At 65.9% G+C, this 20,487-nt stretch carries 18 protein-coding genes; 6 read left to right on the forward strand and 12 right to left on the reverse strand.

The genetic code is table 11. The features are described 5' to 3' along the window. Positions 1 to 810, reverse strand: coding sequence for a class I SAM-dependent methyltransferase (locus tag AWC18_RS11235; RefSeq protein WP_085138767.1), 810 nt, complete (start codon positions 808 to 810; stop codon positions 1 to 3). A 154-nt stretch (positions 811 to 964) separates the two neighbouring features. Between AWC18_RS11235 and AWC18_RS11240 the strand changes: the two genes are divergently transcribed. After that, positions 965 to 1,639 (forward strand): winged helix-turn-helix transcriptional regulator, encoded by a 675-nt coding sequence (locus tag AWC18_RS11240; RefSeq protein ID WP_085138768.1) that lies wholly within the window; start codon positions 965 to 967, stop codon positions 1,637 to 1,639. Between the two features lie 6 nt (positions 1,640 to 1,645). Here AWC18_RS11240 and AWC18_RS21085 read toward each other — a convergent pair whose 3' ends face one another. From AWC18_RS21085 to AWC18_RS11265, 5 genes are all read right to left on the reverse strand, one after another. Beyond that, entirely contained in the window at positions 1,646 to 1,726 is an 81-nt protein-coding gene (locus AWC18_RS21085; RefSeq protein WP_234806506.1) for a VOC family protein, read from the reverse strand. After that, positions 1,723 to 2,580 (reverse strand): 3-hydroxyacyl-CoA dehydrogenase, encoded by an 858-nt coding sequence (locus AWC18_RS11250; protein WP_085138770.1) that lies wholly within the window; start codon positions 2,578 to 2,580, stop codon positions 1,723 to 1,725. The genes AWC18_RS21085 and AWC18_RS11250 overlap by 4 nt, the downstream gene beginning before the upstream one ends. Before the next feature lie 215 nt (positions 2,581 to 2,795). Then, a complete protein-coding gene (gene nrdE, locus AWC18_RS11255) occupies positions 2,796 to 4,967 on the reverse strand; it encodes a class 1b ribonucleoside-diphosphate reductase subunit alpha (protein ID WP_085138771.1) in 2,172 nt (723 codons plus the stop codon). Next, positions 4,934 to 5,392: a class Ib ribonucleoside-diphosphate reductase assembly flavoprotein NrdI gene (gene nrdI / locus AWC18_RS11260; protein WP_085138772.1), complete on the reverse strand. Its 459-nt coding sequence runs from the start codon at positions 5,390 to 5,392 to the stop codon at positions 4,934 to 4,936. Before nrdI ends, nrdE begins: the two co-directional genes overlap by 34 nt. A gap of 55 nt (positions 5,393 to 5,447) precedes the next feature. After that, positions 5,448 to 5,687 carry a redoxin NrdH gene (locus AWC18_RS11265; RefSeq protein WP_064999725.1) on the reverse strand — a complete coding sequence of 80 codons (240 nt, stop codon included), beginning with the start codon at positions 5,685 to 5,687 and terminating at the stop codon, positions 5,448 to 5,450. A gap of 702 nt (positions 5,688 to 6,389) precedes the next feature. On the opposite strand from AWC18_RS11265, the gene AWC18_RS11270 reads away from it, so the two are divergent. After that, positions 6,390 to 7,568, forward strand: coding sequence for an AAA family ATPase (locus AWC18_RS11270; protein WP_085138773.1), 1,179 nt, complete (start codon positions 6,390 to 6,392; stop codon positions 7,566 to 7,568). Positions 7,569 to 7,580: 12 nt separating this feature from the next. On the opposite strand, the gene AWC18_RS11275 is transcribed toward AWC18_RS11270, so the two are convergent. Then, on the reverse strand, positions 7,581 to 8,456 hold the full coding sequence (locus AWC18_RS11275) for an SDR family oxidoreductase (RefSeq protein ID WP_085138774.1): 876 nt from the start codon (positions 8,454 to 8,456) through the stop codon (positions 7,581 to 7,583). 70 nt (positions 8,457 to 8,526) lie between these two features. Further along, the gene (locus tag AWC18_RS11280) at positions 8,527 to 9,177 is read right to left on the reverse strand and encodes a TetR/AcrR family transcriptional regulator (RefSeq protein WP_085138834.1); all 651 of its coding nucleotides are present in this window, start codon (positions 9,175 to 9,177) and stop codon (positions 8,527 to 8,529) included. A gap of 117 nt (positions 9,178 to 9,294) precedes the next feature. Here AWC18_RS11280 and AWC18_RS11285 point away from each other — a divergent pair, with 117 nt between their 5' ends. Then, complete coding sequence (locus AWC18_RS11285) at positions 9,295 to 10,770, forward strand: cytochrome P450 (RefSeq protein ID WP_085138775.1); 1,476 nt, start codon at positions 9,295 to 9,297, stop codon at positions 10,768 to 10,770. Between the two features lie 162 nt (positions 10,771 to 10,932). After that, a complete protein-coding gene (locus tag AWC18_RS11290) occupies positions 10,933 to 12,411 on the forward strand; it encodes a cytochrome P450 (RefSeq protein ID WP_085138776.1) in 1,479 nt (492 codons plus the stop codon). Here the strand turns inward: AWC18_RS11290 and AWC18_RS11295 are convergent. From AWC18_RS11295 to AWC18_RS11310, 4 genes are all read right to left on the reverse strand, one after another. After that, positions 12,408 to 12,905, reverse strand: a complete 498-nt coding sequence (locus AWC18_RS11295; RefSeq protein WP_064999721.1) for a 2-isopropylmalate synthase — start codon at positions 12,903 to 12,905, stop codon at positions 12,408 to 12,410. The genes AWC18_RS11290 and AWC18_RS11295 overlap by 4 nt on opposite strands. A gap of 190 nt (positions 12,906 to 13,095) precedes the next feature. Further along, positions 13,096 to 14,832 carry a ubiquinone-dependent pyruvate dehydrogenase gene (gene poxB, locus AWC18_RS11300; RefSeq protein WP_085138777.1) on the reverse strand — a complete coding sequence of 579 codons (1,737 nt, stop codon included), beginning with the start codon at positions 14,830 to 14,832 and terminating at the stop codon, positions 13,096 to 13,098. 99 nt (positions 14,833 to 14,931) lie between these two features. Continuing rightward, complete coding sequence (locus AWC18_RS11305) at positions 14,932 to 17,097, reverse strand: acyl-CoA dehydrogenase family protein (protein ID WP_085138778.1); 2,166 nt, start codon at positions 17,095 to 17,097, stop codon at positions 14,932 to 14,934. Positions 17,098 to 17,119: 22 nt separating this feature from the next. Continuing rightward, positions 17,120 to 17,878, reverse strand: a complete 759-nt coding sequence (locus AWC18_RS11310) for an SDR family NAD(P)-dependent oxidoreductase (protein WP_064999718.1) — start codon at positions 17,876 to 17,878, stop codon at positions 17,120 to 17,122. Between the two features lie 116 nt (positions 17,879 to 17,994). Here AWC18_RS11310 and AWC18_RS11315 point away from each other — a divergent pair, with 116 nt between their 5' ends. Then, entirely contained in the window at positions 17,995 to 20,256 is a 2,262-nt protein-coding gene (locus AWC18_RS11315) for a carbon starvation CstA family protein (RefSeq protein ID WP_208858353.1), read from the forward strand. Next, positions 20,232 to 20,426 carry a YbdD/YjiX family protein gene (locus tag AWC18_RS11320; protein ID WP_076048205.1) on the forward strand — a complete coding sequence of 65 codons (195 nt, stop codon included), beginning with the start codon at positions 20,232 to 20,234 and terminating at the stop codon, positions 20,424 to 20,426. The genes AWC18_RS11315 and AWC18_RS11320 overlap by 25 nt, the downstream gene beginning before the upstream one ends. Positions 20,427 to 20,487: the final 61 nt, after the last annotated feature.

Consider the following 20,487-nt stretch of genomic DNA (forward strand, 5'->3'; position numbering starts at 1 on the left):
TCAGCGCTTACGGGCGGTCAGCAGCAGATACTCCCAACCCATCGACCCGCTGCGCAGCGCGCGATCGCCCAACGCCGCGATGTCGGCGTCGAGTGCGGCCACGCGATCCGGGTCGTCGGCGATGCCCCGGTAGGCGGCGATGGTCGGCCCGTAATTCGCCTTGAAGTAGTCCCGGAACGCGGCGCCGTCGGCGAAGGCGGAGACCGGCAGTTCGCGACGTTGCATCGCCACATCGGCAACCCGTTCCCCGAGCAGGGCGCGCGCATAGGGTTCGCCGCCCCACAGCGGCGGCGCGCCGACCCCCGCCGGGGGCGCAGGCACGTACGGCTTCATGGTGGCGAACAGTTGCCCGATGAAACCCTCAGGCGTCCAACTGATCACACCGATGCGGCCACCGGAGCGGCAGACGCGGATCAGCTCGTCGGCAGCCGACTGATGGTGTGGTGCGAACATCACGCCGATGCAGGACATCACCACGTCGAACTCGTCGTCGTCGAACGGCAGCGCCTCGGCGTTGGCCTCGCGCCAATCCAGCACCACACCGCGTTCCGCGGCCGTCTCGCGCCCGCGTTGCACCAATTGCGGGCAGAGATCGCTGGCCACGACGCGCGCGCCGGTGGCCGCAGCGGGGATCGCGGCATTGCCGGTTCCCGCGGCAACATCGAGCACGCGGTCGGCCGGCCCGATCCCGCAGGCGCTCACCAGTTCCGGCCCCAACGGCGCCACCACGTCGGCGGCTATCGCCGCATAGTCACCCAACGCCCACAGCGCACGGTGCTTGGCCTCAATGTCATTGACTACAGCGGTCATCGATTCACCTTCCTGTCGAACCCTGTGAGCCCATCGTCGGTCCGCCCGGCACACGCATCCAGTACTAGATCTGTAGCGACCGCGCTACAGAATCTGTACTGGGCAGGCGGGCTGCGAGACCATAGATTTCAGGTGGTCCACGAAAGGTACGCAGATGTCGGGATACAACCAGTTCTGCCCCATGGCCAAGGCTATGGAGCTGCTCGATGAACGCTGGACATTGCTGGTGGTGCGCGAACTGCTGCTCGGCAGCACCCACTTCAACGATCTGCGCCGCGGCGTCCCCAAGATGTCGCCGGCGCTGCTCTCCAAGCGGCTCAAGTCGCTGGTCCGCGCCGGAGTCGTCGAGCGCACCGAAACCGACGGCCGTGCAACGTATTCCCTCACCCCATGCGGCAAAGAGCTGGCCGGGGTGGTGGAGGCGCTCACCGCGTGGGGGGTGCGTTGGATCGGCGACCTCGGCGACGCCGACCTCGACCCGCACCTGCTGTTCTGGGACATCCGCCGCACCATCCCGATCGGTAACTGGCCGCGGACACGCACCACCCTGGAATTCACTCTGGGCGGGGTGCCTGCCAAGGCGTCGCGATGGTGGCTGGTGGTCGCCAACGGCGAGGCCGAGGTGTGCGACTTCGACCCCGGTTACGAGGTGACCGGCACTGTCGAGACCAGCCTGGCCGTCCTGACCCGGATCTGGCGCGGGGACCTCGGTTGGTCAGTTGCCATGCGCGACGGCGGTGTCGCACTGTCGGGACCCACCGATGTGCGTCGAGCCATCCCCACCTGGATCGGGCAGGGCCGGGCCGCCTCGGTGCCCCGGCCGGCCTGAATACGCTCAGGGCAGGTTGAGCTGCCAGGACACTCCGAATCGGTCGTTGACCCAGGCGAACGCGGTGGAGAAGCCGTAGGCGCCTATTGGTTGTAGTCGTAGAAGCCAGCGCCCGCGGCTGCTCCGGTACGACCCTTGTCGATGTAGTTCTCTTTGAGCCACGCGGCGAGTTTCTGGTCGTGCTCGTCACCGTGGGCCATCATGTTGTACGGGGTACTCAGTCCGATGATGTCGTAAATCTGGAACGGGCCCATCGGAGAGCCTGTGTCGGTTCGCCACACCTCGTCGACCACATTGGGTTCGGCATAGCCGCCGGCGACCAGCGACAGTGCAGCGTTGAGGAACGGGATCAGCAGCGAATTCAGCAGGTAGCCGGCGACCTCCTTCTTGATCGGAATGGGGACCATTCCGATCTCCTTCGCAAACTCAACCACGGTTTCGAAAACCTCCGGCGAGGTTTGCGGCGTGCCCATGATCTCCGCAGTGTTGAATTGCCACACCATGTTGGCGAAATGCATGGCCAGGAATCTGTCTGGCCGCCCTGTCGCGTCCGCAATCGCACTGGGCAACAGCGACGACGAGTTTGTGGCGAAGATCGTCCGCTCCGGCGCCGCCTGATTGAGCTTGGCAAACGTATCCCGTTTGAGCTGTAGGATCTCTGGGATCGCCTCGATCACAATGTCCGCATCGGCGACCGCCGCAGCCAGATCGCAGGAGTAGCCGATGCGGGCGAGGGCTTTATCGGCAGCTTCAGCCTCTGCATCGGGAAACGCGGCCCGGTAAGTGTCCACCAGTCCAGTGAACGTGGTCTTCGCCGCAGCCAAAGCCGCTTCGTTGATGTCGTACGCGGTGACCGAGAAACCCTTGTAAGCGGTTTGAAACGCAATCTGCGCGCCTAGAACACCGGTGCCCAAGACAAGAACCTTGCTGATATCGCTCAAGCTAAACAGACTCCTTCTAATTATCGTGTCCGATAAATCAGTGCCTCAACAGTATGTTCCCTGGGCCCGACCGGTTAGTGCCGGAATGGCCCGGAAAGGGCAAAGCCATTCACACAGCACCATCGGCGGTGCAGCCCATACATTCGCCTAGCCGACGGAGTTTCCTGCTCGCACGGCGACGCCGACGCCGATCGAGCAGCTGACCGCGAAGCCGCCTACAGCATGCAGGACACGCAACCCTCCACCTCGGTGCCCTCCAGCGCCATCTGCCGCAGGCGGATGTAGTACAACGTCTTGATTCCCTTGCGCCAGGCGTAGATCTGAGCCTTGTTCACATCGCGCGTGGTCGCGGTGTCCTTGAAGAACAGTGTCAAGCTCAGCCCCTGGTCCACGTGCTGGGTGGCCGCGGCGTAGGTGTCGATGATCTTCTCGTAGCCGATCTCGTACGCGTCCTCGTAGTACTCCAGGTTGTCGTTGGTCATGTAGGGCGCTGGGTAGTAGACCCGGCCGATCTTGCCTTCTTTGCGGATCTCGACGCGCGCCACGATCGGGTGGATCGACGAAGTCGAGTGGTTGATGTAGGAGATCGAACCGGTCGGGGGCACGGCCTGCAGATTCTGGTTGTAGATCCCGTGCTCCTGCACCGATGCCTTGAGCCGGCGCCAGTCGTCCTGGTTCGGAATCCGGATGCCTGCATCGGCGAACAGCTGCCGCACCCGCTCCGTCTTGGGCTCCCACACCTGCTCGGTGTACTTGTCGAAGAACTCGCCAGAGGCGTACTTGGACTGTTCGAAGCCCGCGAACGCCTTTCCCCTTTCCAGGGCAAGGCGATTGGAGGCGCGCAGGGCGTGGTAGAGCACCGTGTAGAAGTAGATGTTGGTGAAGTCGATGCCCTCTTCGGAGCCGTAGAAGATCCGCTCCCGAGCCAGGTACCCGTGCAGGTTCATCTGACCCAAACCGATGGCGTGCGACTCGTTGTTGCCGTGCTCGATCGACGGTACCGACCAGATGTGGGTCTGATCCGACACCGCGGTCAACGCCCGGATGGCGACCTCGATGGTCTGGCCGAAGTCGGGTGAGTCCATCGCCTTGGCGATGTTGAGCGAACCCAGGTTGCAGGAGATGTCCTTGCCCACCTTGGCGTAGGACAGGTCGGCGTTGAACTCCGACGGAGTGGAGACCTGCAGGATCTCCGAGCACAGGTTCGAGTGGGTGATCTTGCCGGCGATCGGGTTGGCCCGGTTCACCGTGTCCTCGAACATGATGTAGGGGTAGCCGGATTCGAACTGCAGCTCGGCCAGGGTCTGGAAGAACTCGCGCGCCTTGATCTTGGTCTTGCGGATTGCCGGGTTGTCGACCATCTCGTAGTACTTCTCGCTGACGGAGATGTCGGCGAACGGCACCCCGTAGAACCTCTCGACGTCGTAAGGCGAGAACAGGTACATGTCCTCGTTCTTCTTCGCCAGCTCGAAGGTGATGTCGGGGATCACCACGCCCAAGCTCAGCGTCTTGATCCGGATCTTCTCGTCGGCGTTCTCCCGCTTGGTGTCCAGGAAGCGGTAGATGTCGGGGTGGTGGGCGTGCAGGTACACCGCACCAGCACCCTGACGGGCGCCGAGCTGGTTGGCGTAGGAGAACGAGTCCTCCAGCAGCTTCATGATCGGAATGACGCCGGAAGACTGGTTCTCGATGTTCTTGATCGGGGCGCCGTGCTCACGAACGTTGCTCAGCAGCAAGGCGACTCCCCCGCCACGCTTGGACAGCTGCAGGGCGGAGTTGATCGATCGGCCGATCGACTCCATGTTGTCTTCGATGCGAAGCAGGAAACAGCTGACCGCCTCGCCACGCTGCTTCTTGCCGGAGTTCAAGAATGTCGGGGTGGCCGGCTGGAAGCGGCCGTCGATGATCTCCTCGACCAGTTGCTCGGCCAGCTTGGTGTCACCGGCGGCCAGGGTCAGCGCCACCATGCACACCCGGTCTTCGAACCGCTCAAGGTAACGCTTGCCGTCGAAGGTCTTCAGCGTGTACGAGGTGTAGTACTTGAAGGCCCCCAAGAAGGTGGGGAACCGAAACTTCTTGGCGTAGGCCCGATCCAGTAGAGACTTGACGAAGTTGCGCGAGTACTGGTCGAGCACCTCGCGCTCGTAGTACTCCTTCTGGATCAGGTAGTCGAGCTTCTCGTCCTGATTGTGGAAGAACACCGTGTTCTGGTTGACGTGCTCCAAGAAGTACTGGCGGGCGGCCAGCACATCCATGTCGAACTGGATCTTGCCCTCGGCGTCGTACAGATTGAGCATCGCGTTGAGCGCGTGGTAGTCCAGCTCGCCCACCGGAACGCTGCGAGTGGTCGGGGTTACCTGCTCTGCAGTTGCAGCGGTTGGTGGCATGCCTCGTCCTTCCAGAAATCAGCCAAACCCGCGCGGACGGCTTGTACGTCCTCGTCGGTTCCCATCAATTCGAATCGATACAGGTACGGCACCCCGCACTTGCGCGACACCACATTGCCCGCATAGCAGAACTCCGCACCGAAGTTGGTGTTGCCGGCGGCGATCACGCCGCGCAGCAGCCCCCGGTTGTGTTCATTGTTCAAAAAAGCGATGACCTGCTTGGGCACGTAGCCGCCCTCGTTCATATCGGGCTGCTGACGTCCGCCGCCGTAGGTCGGCAGGACCAATACGTAAGGGTGGTCGACTTCGATGCGCCCGTGCAGCGGGATCCGGATGGCCGGCAGGCCCAGCTTCTGCACGAAGCGGTGGGTGTTCTCCGACACCGAAGAGAAATACACCAGGCTGCATCGCGAATCCGCAGACATGGCGACCCCCTTCAGCTCTCAGTCAGACCCCACCCGTACCCGACCGACGGCCGGCCTACGCGCTCATCGCTGTCTGCGACAGCGCCTTGATCCGGTCCGGCCGGAATCCCGACCAGTGCTGGTCTCCGGCCACCACGACCGGGGCCTGCAGGTATCCCAGCGCCATGACGTAGTCACGGGCGTCGGGGTCCAGCGAGATGTCAACCTTCTCGTAAGCGATGCCCTGCTTGTCCAGCGCCTTGTAGGTGGCGTTGCACTGCACGCACGCGGGCTTGGTGTAAACGGTGACGCTCATGGCGGCAGGCTCCTCAGCGAATCGTCGACAACGAGTTGGATGACGGATCGTGCACTACGTTCAACGGGCCGCCAGGACGGTGCGTTCCCCAGTTCCGCAGCCGTGGCAGAGCACCGAATAGGTGCCGGCTGCCGCGGCCCGACTAACTGGACGATCCCGGGCCTGTCGGTCCTCCGAACACTACACCTAGTGGTCATCCCTTGGGGTCAATACTAGATGTTCTGAACAACATTGTTGAAATTCGCTGGTCGTAAGCTTGCGCCAGCATCCACGTCGGCGTGTCGCATCTCACATTCGAACGACTTTCTGCTCATACCCGCAGGTCTACCACCAAGCACCGACAAGTCGCGGGCCGAGCAACCCATCGGCGACCGTCCAGCAAAGCTTCCCGAGCCAGGGTTCAGCGCATATCGGCAGGTGCGGCTGCCGACGGATTCGCCGCAGGGAACCGAGCCCGCCCCCGGGCACCTCGCTGCCGACGACCGCCACCCACGCCCAGCAGCGCCGGGACCAGCGACACCACGATGACCGCGGCAGAACCGGGTCGAGTTAGGCCCGGGCTGACCCGATGCCACCCAGCAATACCCCAGCAAAGGAAGGCCCGCGGGGCAGGCAAGAACGCCCGATCCTCGGCGCCCGGGCCGCCGGACAGATCTGCTGACCACGCCCACCGCGTCGGAGGCGCGCGATAACCTGCCGGGCATGCTTACCACGCTGGCGGTACGCGGCTACCGCTCCCTGCGTGAGGTGGTGCTGCCACTGCGTCCGCTCACGGTCGTCACCGGGGCCAACGGCACCGGCAAGTCGTCGCTGTACCGGGCGCTGCGCCTGTTGGCCGACTGCGGGCGTGGTGAGGTGATCGGCTCGCTGGCTCGCGAGGGTGGTCTGGAATCGGTGCTGTGGGCCGGCCCCGAACAGCTCGGCGAAGCACGCCGCAGAGGAGGCGCTCAGGGCAGCGTGCGTACCCGACCGGTCTCACTCGAGATGGGATTCGCCTCTGACGACTTCGGCTACCTGGTTGACCTGGGGTTGCCACAGTCTCCCGGTGTCGACTCGGCGTTCACGCACGATCCGGAGATCAAACGCGAGATCGTGTTCGCCGGGCCGGTGCCGCGACGCGGCGCCACCCTGGTGAGCCGTATCCGGGCATTTGCGCAGTCCAGCACGGACTCCGGCGTCGAGGAACTGTCGCGGACCCTGCCCACCTATCGCAGCGTTCTCGCCGAATTCGCCCACCCCGCGGCGCATCCGGAACTCGCCGCGGTCCGTGATCGGTTGCGGGACTGGCGTTTCTATGACGGTTTCCGGGTGGATTCGGGCGCACCGGTGCGAAGGCCGCAGGTGGGTACCCGCACCCCGGTGCTCGCCGGTGACGGCGTCGATCTGGCGGCGGCGGTGCAGACCATCATCGAGTCCGGTGACGACGAGTTGGACCGTGCGGTCGCGGCCGCGTTCGACGGGGCGACGCTGTCGGTCAGCTCCCAGGACGGCATGTTTGACCTGCAGCTGCGCCAACGGGGCATGCTGCGGCCGCTGCGTGCCGCCGAGCTGTCCGATGGCACACTGCGCTTCCTGCTGTGGGCCGCCGCCCTGCTGAGCCCGCAGCCGCCGTCACTGATGGTGCTCAATGAGCCCGAGACGTCGCTGCATCCGGACTTGGTGGCGCCCCTGGCCGAACTCATCCGCGCTGCCGCCGCCCGAACACAAGTTGTGGTTGTCACCCACGCGCGCAGCATGCCGCAACTGCTGTCTGCCGTGCCTGTCGCCGATGCCGATCGAGGCGACACCGCGGAAATCGAGGTCTACAAAGACTTCGGCGAGACGCGCATCGCCGGCCTGGGGCTGCTCAACACCCCGGCGTGGGACTGGGGCGGTCGCTGACGTCTGAGCGGCTCACGAGCTGCGCAACGACTCCCGCGACGGCCGCAGCGCCCGGCTGAACAGCACGTTGGCCTGCCGCATGGCCACGCTGTAGGGCAGCCAGGCCAGCCGCTTGAACGCATACAGCGCCCGGATGTCGCCGGAGGTGTAAACCAGGTAACGGTTGCGTGCCACCCCGGCCAGGATCTTGTCCGCCGCCTTCTCCGGCGACACGGCATGACCGGCAAAACGGCCCACCCATTTCTCCACGTTCGGATCCTCGCGGTCCACGCCGGCGATCTCGACGGTGTGGACCAGTCCGGTCTTGACCGCACCCGGAACCACCACCGACACCCCGATCTTGTGACGGGCCAGGTCGAAGCGCAGTACCTCCGACACACCGCGCAGGCCGTACTTACTGGCGGAATAGGCCGCATGCCAGGGCAGGGCCACGATTCCGGCCGCCGAGGACACATTGACCAGGTGGCCGCCGCGGCCACCGGCCACCATCGGCGGCAGGAACGACTCGATGACGTGGATCGGCCCCATCAGGTTGATGTCGACCATCTTTCGCCACTGCTGATGGGTCAACCGGTCGACTGTCCCCCACGCCGACACCCCGGCGATGTTCATCACGACGTCCATGGGCTCGTGACGCGCATGGATGTCGGCGGCGAAGGCTGCGACAGCGTCGTAGTCCGCGACGTCGATCGCCCGGTGCTCGGGCACCAGCGCGCCCAGAGCACGTGCGTCGGCGACCGTTTCGGCCAGGCCCTCGGCATTGCGGTCGGTCAGGTACAGCTCGGCACCATGCTCAGCCAGCCGCAACGCGGTGGCCCGTCCGATCCCGCTGGCCGCTCCGGTGATGAAGCACCGCTTGCCCCGGTAGTACTGCGCTACGCGTGTCATGGGTGCAGACGATACCGGCGGCACCGCGCAATGCCGCGTCGATCCCCCACTGGGGCCCGGACGCGATGCGCTAGCTCCTGCGGCCGCCCCACAATGCATTGCGCCACAGCGCCTCGAGCACCGGTACGCCGCGGCTCACATCGCCGTCGGGTCCTACGAAGGCACTGTCGCCGGACAGCATGTAGGCAGTGGTCGCGCCCAGGGTCCGCACCAGGGCGGGGATGTCGTCGCTGATCGGGTTCGCCGTTCCGGCGGCGAGCTCGTCCTCGATCACGGCGACGATCTGGGTGATCACCGCATCGATCTGAGCGTCCAGCAGCTCCCGGATCTCGGCGTCACTGTTGCGCGCCATGTTGCACGCCGACATCACCGGATCATTGTGGGCGTAGACCGCTGCCGCGCTGCCCACCATGCGCTGGGCGAACGCCTCCGCCGATTCGTCGGCGCCCCGCGGTGCGAAATAGTGCGTCAGCTCTTCGAGCTCGTGGGTGGCCTCCGCCAGGATGTGGGCGAGCACGGCGTATTTGGAGTCGAAGTAGAAGTAGAACCCCGAGCGCGCCACCCCGGCCCGGTCGCTGATAGTGCTGACCGACAGTTCTGCGAAGGGTTTCTCCTCCAGCAGTTCCCGTACCGCCTGCACAATCGCCTGGCGTTGCTTGTCGCCCCGTCGCAACGGCAGATCGTCGGGAGCCCGCTCTCCCTCGTCAACCTCACTACTCACCTTTGCACCTTGCACCACGCCGAGCCGGATTCAAACTTGACAGGCGTCAAACTTACTTCAAGGATTAGGGCCGAGTGACGGTTACCACAACCTTTCCAGGCATCTAGAGGAGCGTCTGTGACCACCATCAGCACCCCGCGTTACCTGCTCGACCAGGCAAAACGCCGGTTCACCCCCACCGTGAACACGATCCCCGGCATGGGTCTGATCGAAAAGCGGCTGATGAAGGTCGACTGGCCGCAGCACACCCTGGCAGAGCCGCCCGCGGGCAGCGGCCTCAAACCCGTCGTGGGCGACTCCGGCCTGCCGCTGCTGGGCCACATCATCGAGATGTTCCGCCAGGGCCCCGATTTCCCGCTGCACCTCTACAACACCCGCGGCCCCATCACCTTCGCCGACTCGCCGATCCTGCCGTCGATCGTGGCGCTGGGTCCCGACGCCACCCAGACGATCTTCACCAACAAGAACAAGGATTTCTCGCAGAAGGGCTGGCTCCCGGTGATCGGGCCGTTCTTCAACCGCGGCCTGATGATGCTGGAATTCGACGAGCACATGGCGCACCGGCGGATCATGCAGTCCGCCTTCACCCGGCCCCGGCTGGCCAGCTACGTCGAAGACATTGACCGGGTGGCCTCGGCGATCGTGGCCGACTGGCCCACCGACGACAACCGCTTCCTGGTGTACCCGGCGATGAAGGAGCTGACGCTCGACGTCGCCTCGGTGGTGTTCATGGGCCACGAGCCGGGCAGTGACCACCAGTTGGTCACCAAGGTCAACCGTGCCTTCGAGCAGACCACCCGGGCCGGGGGCGCGATCATCCGCACCGGCGTGCCGCCGTTCAAGTGGTGGCAGGGCCTGCAGGGCCGCAAGGTGCTCGAGGACTACTTCGTGGAGCGCGTCAAGGAGCGCCGCAAGGTCGAGGGCACCGACATGCTCACCGTGCTCTGCCACACCTCCGACGAGGACGGCAACAGCTTCTCTGACACCGACATCGTCAACCACATGATCTTCTTGATGATGGCCGCCCACGACACCACCACCTCGACGGTGACCACGATGATCTACCACCTGGCCGCACACCAGGACTGGCAGGACCGGGCGCGCGACGAGTCGACCCGTCTGGGCGACAGCCCGCTGGACATCGAGTCGCTGGAGAAGCTGGAGACCCTCGACCTGGTCATGGACGAGTCGCTGCGACTGGTGACGCCGCTGCCGTTCAACATGCGCCAGGCGGTGCGCGACACCGACCTGCTGGGCCACTTCGTGCCGGCCGGTACCAACATCGTGACCTGGCCGGGAATGAACCACTGGCTGCCCGAGCTGTACACCAACCCGCGCCAATTCGACCCGGAGCGGTTCCTCGAGCCGCGCTCGGAGCACAAGAAGCACCGCTACGCCTGGGCCCCGTTCGGTGGCGGCGCGCACAAGTGCATCGGAATGGTGTTCGGCCGCCTCGAGATCAAGACGGTGCTGCACCGGTTGCTGCGCCAGTACCGGATCGAGCTGGCCCACCCGGGCTACCAGCCGCGCTGGGACTACGGCGGCATGCCCATCCCGATGGACGGGATGCCGATCGTGCTGCGCCGGCTCTAGTTCCCGCACCCGGCGCATCAGCTCCTGACACGCCCGCGCCCCGCGGCTCGGGACTTCGCACATCGCCACGCTGCGATCAGCCTTGACAGTCGTCAAGTTTGACCCAAAGATTGGCGAAAGTGACGGGCGCCACAGCCCGTCGGGCGCGTCAAAGGAGCGTCAGTGACGACGATCAGCACGCCGCAGTACCTGATCGACCAGGCCAAGCGCCGGTTCACGCCGTCGTTCAACAACTTCCCCGGTATGGGGGCGCTGGAAAAGCGGCTGTTGAACACGGAGTTCCCGGAGAAGAAGCTCGCCGAGCCGCCCCCGGGCAGTGGCCTCAAGCCGGTCGTCGGCGACTCCGGGCTGCCCATCCTGGGGCACATGATCGAGTGGCTGCGCGGCGGCCCGGACTACCTGATGCGCCAGTACCACACGCACGGCCCACTGTTGTTCGGTGATTCGCCCGTCTTGCCCACCGTCGCAGCGCTGGGACCCGATGCGACACAGGCCGTCTACTCCAACCGCAACAAGGACTATTCGCAAAAGGGATGGGTCCCGGTGATCGGGCCGTTCTTCAAGCGGGGGCTGATGCTGCTCGACTTCGAGGAACACCTGTTCCATCGCAGGATCATGCAGGAGGCATTCGTCCGCCCCCGCCTGGTCAACTACGTCGAACAGATCGACCGGGTCGCCTCCCAGGTGATCGCCGACGACTGGATCACCGACGACCCGCGCTTCCTGCTCCACCCAGCGATGAAGGAACTCACCCTCGACATCGCCGCGCTGGTGTTCATGGGGCACGAGCCCGGCACCGACCATGACCTGGTCACGAAGGTCAACAAGGCGTTCACCACGACCACCCGCTCCGGCAACGCAGTGATCCGAACCAGCGTGCCGCCGTTCGCCTGGTGGCGTGGCCTCAAGGCCCGCGCGCTCCTGGAGGACTACTTCACCGCCCGGGTCCAGGAGCATCGCGGCAAAGAGGGCGAGGACCTCCTCACCGCGCTGTGCCATGTCGAAGACGAGGCGGGCAACCGGTTCTCCGACACCGACATCGTCAATCACATGATTTTTCTGATGATGGCAGCCCACGACACGTCGACGTCGGCAGCCACCTCCATGGCCTATAACCTCGCCCGCAACCCGGAATGGCAGCAACGCTGCCGTGACGAATCGGACCGCCTGGGCGACGGACCGCTCGACATCGAGTCTCTGGAGAAGCTGGAATCGCTCGACTTGGTGATGGACGAATCGATCCGCCTGGTGACGCCGGTGCAGTGGGCTATGCGCCAGACCGTCCGCGACACCGAACTCCTGGGCTACTTCCTGCCCAAGGGCACCAACGTCATCGCCTACCCCGGGGTGAATCACCGTCTTCCTGAGTTGTGGACGGATCCAATGAAATTCGACCCGGACCGGTTCACCGAACCCCGTAGCGAGCACAAGCGGCACCGCTATGCGTTCAGCCCGTTCGGCGGCGGTGCGCACAAGTGCATCGGCATGACCTTCGGCCGCCTCGAAGTCAAGGCGATCATGCACCGGCTGCTACGGCGGTACCGGCTGGAGTTGCCGCATCCCGGCTATCAGACCCGCTGGGACTACAGCGGCATGCCCGTAGCGGCGGACGGAATGCCGATCGTCTTGCGCCGGCTCTAGTTCCGGACGCCGCCCGCAGACGTCGCTCCCCCTGCGGTCAACAGCCGATTGACGCACGTGACGACGGCATCCACCGCCGACGCCCCGGCGTCGGGCGCGAAGCCCACCGCCCAGGCCGTCGATCGACCGTCTGACCCGTGGATAAAGGTTGCTATCTCGTTGCCGCAATGGAGTTGATGGAATCCCAGAATCTCCAGTGTGATTCCACGCGCGTACAGCATCTCGGTGAGCGCGGCCAGCGGGCCGTGCGCCGCTGCGGTGCACGTGCCGATCCGGTCTCCGATGGCGATCGTCGCCTGATAGGTGCGGCCCGCCAGACCCAGCCGTGCCGCCGGGCGATCGGCGTCCAGGCAGCGCCACCGGCCCAGCCGCAGCGGTCCTGCACAGCGCCCATAGCTGGCCACGAAACCGTCCCACGTGAGCTGGGCACCCGGGTCGCGCAGTTCGCGAGGGAGTCGGGTGTCGAACCGGTCTGCGAAGGATGTGTTGGCCATGGTGCGGTCTTTTCTGCTCGAAGAGAGCGACCGACGGGTAGCAGCTTCCGACCCACAGCGGGGAGTCGGTCTGGATCAGACCCCGCTGCGGGTGCTGGCTACTACGATTGGATAACGCATGATGTCCCCAAGGCTAGTGGTGTTGCCGCTCGCCGTCCAACGCATTTATGGACTGGCATCGAGATCGATATCAATTCAAGATCCGGCGGGCCACGTTGGTGGTCACCAGGTCCAGCAGTTCGTCGGCGCGGCCGGCCAGGATGGTCCGGATCGCGTAGAGCGAGAAGCCTTTGGCCTGCTCAGCGGTGATAGCCGGCGGGATGGAGAGTTCCTGGCGGGCGGTGACGACATCGACGACTGCCGGCCCGTCGTGGGCGAACGCCTGGGCCAAGGCCGTTTCCAGATCGGCGGGCCGCTCCACCCGACGACCGAACATGCCCAGGGCGGTGGCGACAGCACCGAAGTCGGGATTGTCCAGCTCGGTACCGAAGTTGACGATGCCGGCCGCCTTCATCTCCAGTTCGACGAAGTTCAACGACGAATTGTTGAAGACGATCACCTTGACCGGCAGCCGATTCTGCATCAGGGTCAGCAGCTCTCCGAACAGCATCGCCAGGCCGCCGTCGCCGGCGAAGGCGACAACCTGGCGTTTCCGGTCGACGGACTGCGCGCCGATCGCGTGCGGCAGCGCGCATGCCATGGTGCCGTGGTTGAACGACCCGATCAATCGTCGTCGCCCGTTCATGGTCACGTAGCGCGCCGCCCACACCACCGGGGATCCCACGTCAACGGTGAACACCGCGTCATCTGAGGCCAGCCGATCAGCAACCGCAGCAACATATTCGGGCCGTATCGGCGTGCGGTCTCGATCGTTGGACGCCAGCGAGTCGAGTCGCTGGCGGGTCTTGCGGTAGTGCTTGAGCGACCTTTCCAGGTGACTGCGGTCGTTCTTAGCCGTCAGCAACGGCATCAACGCGGCCACCGTGTCGGCAACCGTGCCGAGCAGTCCGAGATCGATCGGGGTGCGTCGGCCCAGGTTTCGACCGCGGATATCGACTTGGATGATCTGCGCACGTTCGGGATAGAACTGCTGGTAGGGAAAGTCGGTGCCGAGCATCAGCAACACATCGGCTTCCCGGATCGCCTTGTATCCCGAGGCAAAACCCAGCAGTCCGGTCATGCCGACGTCGTAGGGATTGTCGTATTCGATGTACTCCTTGCCGCGCAATGCGTGCACGATCGGCGCTGCCAAGGTGTGCGCCAGCTCAATCACCTGGTCATGGGCGCCGGCCACCCCCGCACCGGCCAGAATGGTGATGTTGGCGGCGGAGTTGAGCATGGCCGCGGCCGCCCGCAGCCCCTGGTCGTCGGGGCGGCAGACCGATCCGGTGGGTCGCACCGGGCGCGTCCCCCAGGCGGTCTCGTCGAGGTGGTGACTCAAGATCTCGCCCGGCACCACCACGACGGCGACACCGTTCTCCTCCACCGCCGCACGCATGGCCAGCTCCAGGATCCGCGGCGCCTGCTCGGGTGTGCTGATCAGTTCGCAGTAGACGCTGCACTCACGAAACAGGTTCTGCGGATGAGTTTCCTGGAAGTAGTCGGAGCCGACCTCGGCCAGCGGGATGTGGGCGGCGATCGCCAGCACCGGCACCCGGCTGCGCTGCGCATCGAACAGTCCGTTGATCAGGTGCAGGTTGCCCGGTCCACAGCTACCGGCACACGCCGCCAGACCACCGCGCAGCGCTGCCTCCGCAGCGGCCGCGAACGCAGCGGTCTCCTCGTGGCGCACCTGTTCCCAGCCGAAGTCGCCGGCCCGGCGGATCGCATCGGTGAGCCCGTTGAGACTGTCGCCGGGTATCCCAAAGATGCGCTGCACCCCGCTGCGTTGGAGAACGGTGACGACATGGTCTGCGACGGTTGCCATTTCGCGCCCTCCTCACCGCGAGCGAGCGTGCGCACAGTGCCAGCTCGGGCGGCGTGTCGTGGTGCAAACACGCCCGCTCGCGTCGTATGTGAAGAAACGCTACTTGATCAGCGGGTCACGGGGCATGCCCAGAATCCGCTCGGCGATCTGGTTACGCGTCACCTCCGAGGTGCCGCCGGCGATCGCGATGCCGCGCGCGCCCATCACCATCCGGCCGGCCAATGCGCCCGGCCCATCCTCCAGGGCGACGGCGGGACCCAGCAACGCCGCTCCGATGGCCGCACCGTCACCCATGTGCTCGGCGAGCTTGAGTTTGGTGACGTTGCCCTCGGGTCCGGGGCCGGCTCCGGCGATGCTGCGCGCCACCCGGCGCAGGTTCAGCAGCCGCAACGCGTGCTCGTCGGCGACGAACCGGCCGATCCGCACCGAGGCGTCAGCCACCGCATCGGGGTGTTGCTGGGCCAGCGCGATCAGGTGCTTGTCGACGCCCGCGGTGAAGCCGCCGCCACCGCCGATGCTGACACGCTCATTGCCCAGGGTGGCACGGGCTACCTTCCAGCCCTCGTTGACTTCGCCGACGACGTCCTCATCGGGAACGAAGACGTCGTTGAAGAACACCTCGTTGAACTCCGACCCACCGGTGATCTGACGCAGGGGCCGCACCTCGACGCCGGGCGCCTTCATGTCGATGATCACCATGGTGATGCCGGCATGCTTGGGGACCTCGAAGTCGGTGCGTACCGTGGCCAGACCGCGGCGGCACAGGTGCGCACCGGAGGTCCACACCTTCTGCCCGTTGATCTTCCAGCCGCCCTCGACCCGAGTGGCCTTGGTCTTGACCGCGGCGGCGTCCGAGCCGGCGCCGGGCTCGGAGAACAGCTGGCACCAGATCTCCTCCTGGCGCAGCGCCTTCTCCACGAACCGCTCAATCTGCCAGTCGGTGCCCTGCTGGATCAGCGTCAGGATCACCCAGCCGGTGATCGAGTAGTCGGGCCGCTCGATGCCGGCGGCACTGAATTCCTGCTCGATCACCAATTGCTCGATGGCATCGGCGGCCCGGCCCCACGGCTTGGGCCAGTGCGGCATCACGTAGCCGGTCGCGATCAGGCGGTCCAGCTGGTCTTCGGCGGGCAGCGCCGCGATCTCGGCGGCGTCGGCGTGGATCTGGCTGCGCAGCTCCTCGGCTTCGGGCGGCAGGTCCAGGCTGTTGCCCCTGGTGATGCCGGCCGCGGCGCTCGCGTAGACGGCCAGGGCCGGTGCGTCACCGCCGAACAACGCCTGCACCGTCAGGGCCCGGCGCAGCTGCAGGTGGGCGTCATGCTCCCAGGTGTAGCCGATGCCGCCGTGCACCTGAATGTTGAGCTCGGCGTTGCGCACGTAGGCGGGGAACGCCAGCGTCGCGGCGACCGCGGCAGCCAGCCGGAAGGCGTACTCGTCCTCACCGTCGGCCCGGGCGGCATCCCAGACCGCGGCGATTGCCGATTCGGTGCCGACCAGCATGTTGGCGCAGTGGTGCTTGATCGCCTGGAACGTGGCGATGGGGCGACCGAACTGTTCGCGCACCTTGGCGTACTCGACCGCCGAATCGGTGCAGTCAGCCGCACCGCCGACTGCTTCGGCGGCCAGCAGCACCCGGGCGCGGGCCAGCGCGGACTCGCGCCCCCCGGTCACGATGTCGTCGGCGCTGACTGCCACACCGGTCAGCGTCACCCGACCGGACCGGCGAGTCGGGTCGAGGTTGCCGGGCACCTCGACGTTGATCCCGGCCCGGTCCCGCTCGAGCACCAGCACGTCCTCGCCGGCGGCCAGCAGCAGCACATCGGCCAGCCCCGCACCCAGCACCACCCCGGCGTCACCGGAGGCCGTGCCGCCGTCGAGGACGACGTCACCGCCCAGCCCCACCCCGGCGGTCACCGAACCGTCGATAAGCCCGGGCAGCAGGCGAGCCTGTTGCTCGGCGGTGCCGGCGGCGGCGATCACCGCCGAAGCGATGACGGTCGGAACGAACGGGCCGGGGGCCACCGCCCGGCCCAGCTCCTCGATCACCACAACCAACTCGGGCAGCCCGAAGCCGGATCCGCCGTGCTCCTCGCCGATGTGCAGGCCCAGCCAGCCCAGCGAGGCCAGCTCGGACCAGAACGGGGGCCGAGTCTCCTCGTCGGCGTCCAGCAGCGCGCGGGCCGCCGAGCGGGCCTTCTGCGCGGTCAAGAATCCGCGGGCCACCTCGGCAAGTTCGCGGTGGTCGTCGGTCAGTCCAATGCCCATGGGGATATCTCCTGGATTTCGTTTACTTGGGGGCGAACCGCTGCCCGGCGTCGAGCCGCAGGCATTGTCCGTTGAGCATGGGGTTGTCGACGATGGCGGCAACCAGTTTGGCGAACTCCTCGGGCCGGCCGAGTCGCTTGGGGAACGCAGCGTCCTTCGTCAGGGCGGTGGCGAACTCTTCGGGGATGCCCTTGGTCAGGCCGGTGGCGAACAGGCTCGGCGCGATCGCCAGCGCCCGGATGCCCACCGAGCCGAGGTCGCGAGCCATGGTCAGCGCCATCCCGGCGACGCCCGCCTTGGCGGCGGTGTAGGCGACCTGGCCGATCTGGCCCTCGAAGGCCGCGATGGACGCCGTGTTGATGATGACCCCGCGCTCTTCGTCTTCGGGCTCGTTGGTGCTCATGTGCGCGGCGGCCAGCCGGTTGATGTTGAACGTGGCGATCAGGTTCAGGTCGATCACCGCGCGGAAGGACTCCAGGTCGTGCGGACCGGACTTGGACAGCGTGCGCTTGGCGATACCACCGCCGGCCGTGGTGACGATGACGTGTAACCCGCCCAGGCCCTCGACCGCGGCGGCCAGAGTCTTCTCCGTGGCGTCGAAGTCGGTGATGTCCACCGGGTAGAAGGCGCCGCCGAAACCTTCGGCGACCTGCTTGCCCTCCGAGCCTTCCCGGTCGAGCACCGCAACGTCCGCCCCGCCGGCAGCCAGCAGCTCGGCGGTGGCGCGGCCCATTCCGGAGGCGCCGCCGACGATGATGGCCTTCTTACCGTTGATGTCCATGCACACTCCCTCGCCACTGTTACGGAGAATCTAGTAGTTGAGAATCTAGGACAAGTTATCGTTCCGCTCGGAATCCGCTGCCCCTCGGGCACCAATTAGGCCTCAAGGAGGTACCCGTGGCCGCTCCGTCGGCACCAGTCGAGCGACACGACGGGCCGGTGACTTATGTGCACACCGACCCGGAGTTGCCCGCGGTGGCGGTCATCGACCGCTCCCCCATCTCGACACGGCACAAAGTGGTGTTCGGCGCGTTGGCGGTCGCCGGCGCGGTGGCTTGGGCATCGATCGCGTTCGCCCGCGGCGAGTCGGTGAACGCGGTGTGGTTCGTGGTCGCCGCGGCATGCACCTACATCTTCGGATTCCGTTTCTACGCAAGACTTATCGAGCGCAAGATCGTGCGTCCGCGCGATGACCACGCCACGCCTGCCGAAATCTTCGAGGACGGCACCGACTATCTGCCCACCGATCGGCGGGTTCTCTTCGGCCACCATTTCGCAGCCATCGCAGGCGCGGGCCCACTGGTCGGCCCGGTACTGGCCACGCAGATGGGCTACCTGCCGGGAACCATCTGGATCATCATCGGCGCGGTGGTCGCCGGCTGCGTGCAGGACTATCTGGTGCTGTGGTGCTCGGTACGCCGACGCGGCCGCTCCCTGGGGCAGATGGCCCGAGAGGAACTGGGCCCGATCGGCGGCGCCGCCGCGATAGTCGGCGTGCTGGTCATCATGGTCATCCTGATCGCGGTGCTGGCACTGATCGTGGTGCGCGCGTTGGCCGTCAGTCCCTGGGGCGTGTTCTCCATCGCGATGACGATCCCGATCGCCCTGTTCATGGGGTTCTATCTGCGGTTCCTGCGTCCGGGCCGAGTGTCTGAGGTGTCTCTGATCGGAATCGTGGCGCTGCTGGTGGCTGTCGCGTCCGGCAGGTGGGTAGCCGAAACCTCTTGGGGTGCGGCATGGTTCACACTCTCACCGGTCACGTTGTCGTGGTGCATCATCGGCTACGGATTTGCCGCGTCGGTACTGCCGGTCTGGTTGCTGCTGGCACCGCGTGACTACCTGTCGACGTTCATGAAGGTCGGCACCATCGTCCTGCTGGCCGTCGGCGTCCTGATCGCCCGGCCGCTGATGGCCGCGCCGGCCGTGTCGGAGTTCGCCCGCACCGGCGAAGGGCCGGTGTTCGCCGGGTCGCTGTTCCCGTTCCTCTTCATCACCATCGCCTGCGGCGCGCTGTCGGGATTCCACTCGCTGATCGCCTCGGGCACCACCCCGAAACTGCTCGAAAAAGAGAGCCAGATGCGCCTGATCGGCTACGGCGGCATGCTCACCGAGTCTTTCGTGGCGGTGATGGCGCTGATCACCGCGTCGATACTGGACCAGCACCTGTACTTCACCCTCAATGCGCCGGTGGCCGCGACCGGCGGCACCGCCTCGAGCGCCGCCGCCTACGTCAACGGACTGGGACTCGGCGGTGCGCCGGTGTCCGCCGAGCAGATCACTGAGGCCGCCGCCGCGGTCGGAGAACAGTCCATCGTGTCGCGCACCGGCGGGGCCCCCACCCTGGCGCTGGGCATGGCCGACGTCTTGGGGCGTGCCTTCGGCGGGCCGGCGCTCAAAGCCTTCTGGTACCACTTCGCGATCATGTTCGAGGCGCTGTTCATCCTGACCACCGTCGATGCCGGCACCCGGGTGGCCCGATTCATGCTCTCCGACGCCCTGAGCAACCTGGGTGGACCGCTGCGCCGGCTGTCGAACCCCAGTTGGCGGATCGGGGCGTGGGCGTGCAGCCTGGCCGTGGTCGCCGGCTGGGGATCGATCCTGTTGATGGGCGTCACCGATCCGCTCGGCGGGATCAACACCCTTTTCCCATTGTTCGGCATCGCCAACCAATTGCTCGCCGCGATCGCGTTGACCGTGGTGACGGTGATCGTGATCAAGAAGGGCGCGGGAACCTCTGGCCTGAAATGGGCTCTGATTCCCGGCATTCCGCTGTTGTGGGATCTGACCGTCACGATGACGGCGTCATGGCAGAAGATCTTCTCCGGCGATCCGTCGGTGGGCTACTGGACGCAGCACTTCGCCTACCGGGCCGCAGAACGGGCCGGGGAAACGTCTTTCGGGTCAGCGGCCAATCCGGCGCAGTTGCACGATGTCATCCGCAACACCTTCATCCAGGGCACTTTGTCGATTGTGTTCGCCTCCCTGGTGGCAGTGGTGGTGGTGGCCGGAATTGTGGTGTCGCTCCGGGCGGTTCGCGGCGCGGCGTCGAGCGCTGAGTCGCCGCCGGTGCCATCGAAGAGATTCGCGCCGGCCGGGCTGATCCCCACGGCGGCCGAACAAAAGGTGCAGGAGCAATGGGACGCCCACTGCGTTCATTGACGCGAGCCGCTCGCCACGTCGGCTGGTACTGGGCATCGCTGTTGGGCGACAACCACTACCACCGTTACCTGGAATACCGGCGCCGTGCTCATCCCGGCGAACCGGTGCTCTCCGAGCGCGACTACTGGCGACGCCGTCATGACGGCGATCCGGGGGCGCGCTGCTGCTGACACCGCCGTGTCCAAACCTTAATGAAGCCTTGACCGTCTCGTGGGCATGTGCGCGAGGCTT

The organism is Mycolicibacter nonchromogenicus, from assembly GCF_002101775.1.
GTDB classification, from domain to species: Bacteria; Actinomycetota; Actinomycetes; order Mycobacteriales; family Mycobacteriaceae; genus Mycobacterium; species Mycobacterium nonchromogenicum.

Bases quoted from the DNA above. Each gene is read 5' to 3' on its own strand.
- AWC18_RS11235 (WP_085138767.1), bottom strand. From the start codon at position 810: ATGACCGCTGTAGTCAATGACATTGAGGCCAAGCACCGTGCGCTGTGG.
- AWC18_RS11240 (WP_085138768.1), top strand. From the start codon at position 965: ATGTCGGGATACAACCAGTTCTGCCCCATGGCCAAGGCTATGGAGCTG.
- nrdE (WP_085138771.1), bottom strand. From the start codon at position 4,967: ATGCCACCAACCGCTGCAACTGCAGAGCAGGTAACCCCGACCACTCGC.
- nrdI (WP_085138772.1), bottom strand. From the start codon at position 5,392: ATGTCTGCGGATTCGCGATGCAGCCTGGTGTATTTCTCTTCGGTGTCG.
- AWC18_RS11265 (WP_064999725.1), bottom strand. From the start codon at position 5,687: ATGAGCGTCACCGTTTACACCAAGCCCGCGTGCGTGCAGTGCAACGCC.
- AWC18_RS11270 (WP_085138773.1), top strand. From the start codon at position 6,390: ATGCTTACCACGCTGGCGGTACGCGGCTACCGCTCCCTGCGTGAGGTG.
- AWC18_RS11275 (WP_085138774.1), bottom strand. From the start codon at position 8,456: ATGACACGCGTAGCGCAGTACTACCGGGGCAAGCGGTGCTTCATCACC.
- AWC18_RS11295 (WP_064999721.1), bottom strand. From the start codon at position 12,905: ATGGCCAACACATCCTTCGCAGACCGGTTCGACACCCGACTCCCTCGC.
- poxB (WP_085138777.1), bottom strand. From the start codon at position 14,832: ATGGCAACCGTCGCAGACCATGTCGTCACCGTTCTCCAACGCAGCGGG.
- AWC18_RS11305 (WP_085138778.1), bottom strand. From the start codon at position 17,097: ATGGGCATTGGACTGACCGACGACCACCGCGAACTTGCCGAGGTGGCC.
- AWC18_RS11310 (WP_064999718.1), bottom strand. From the start codon at position 17,878: ATGGACATCAACGGTAAGAAGGCCATCATCGTCGGCGGCGCCTCCGGA.
- AWC18_RS11320 (WP_076048205.1), top strand. From the start codon at position 20,232: ATGGGACGCCCACTGCGTTCATTGACGCGAGCCGCTCGCCACGTCGGC.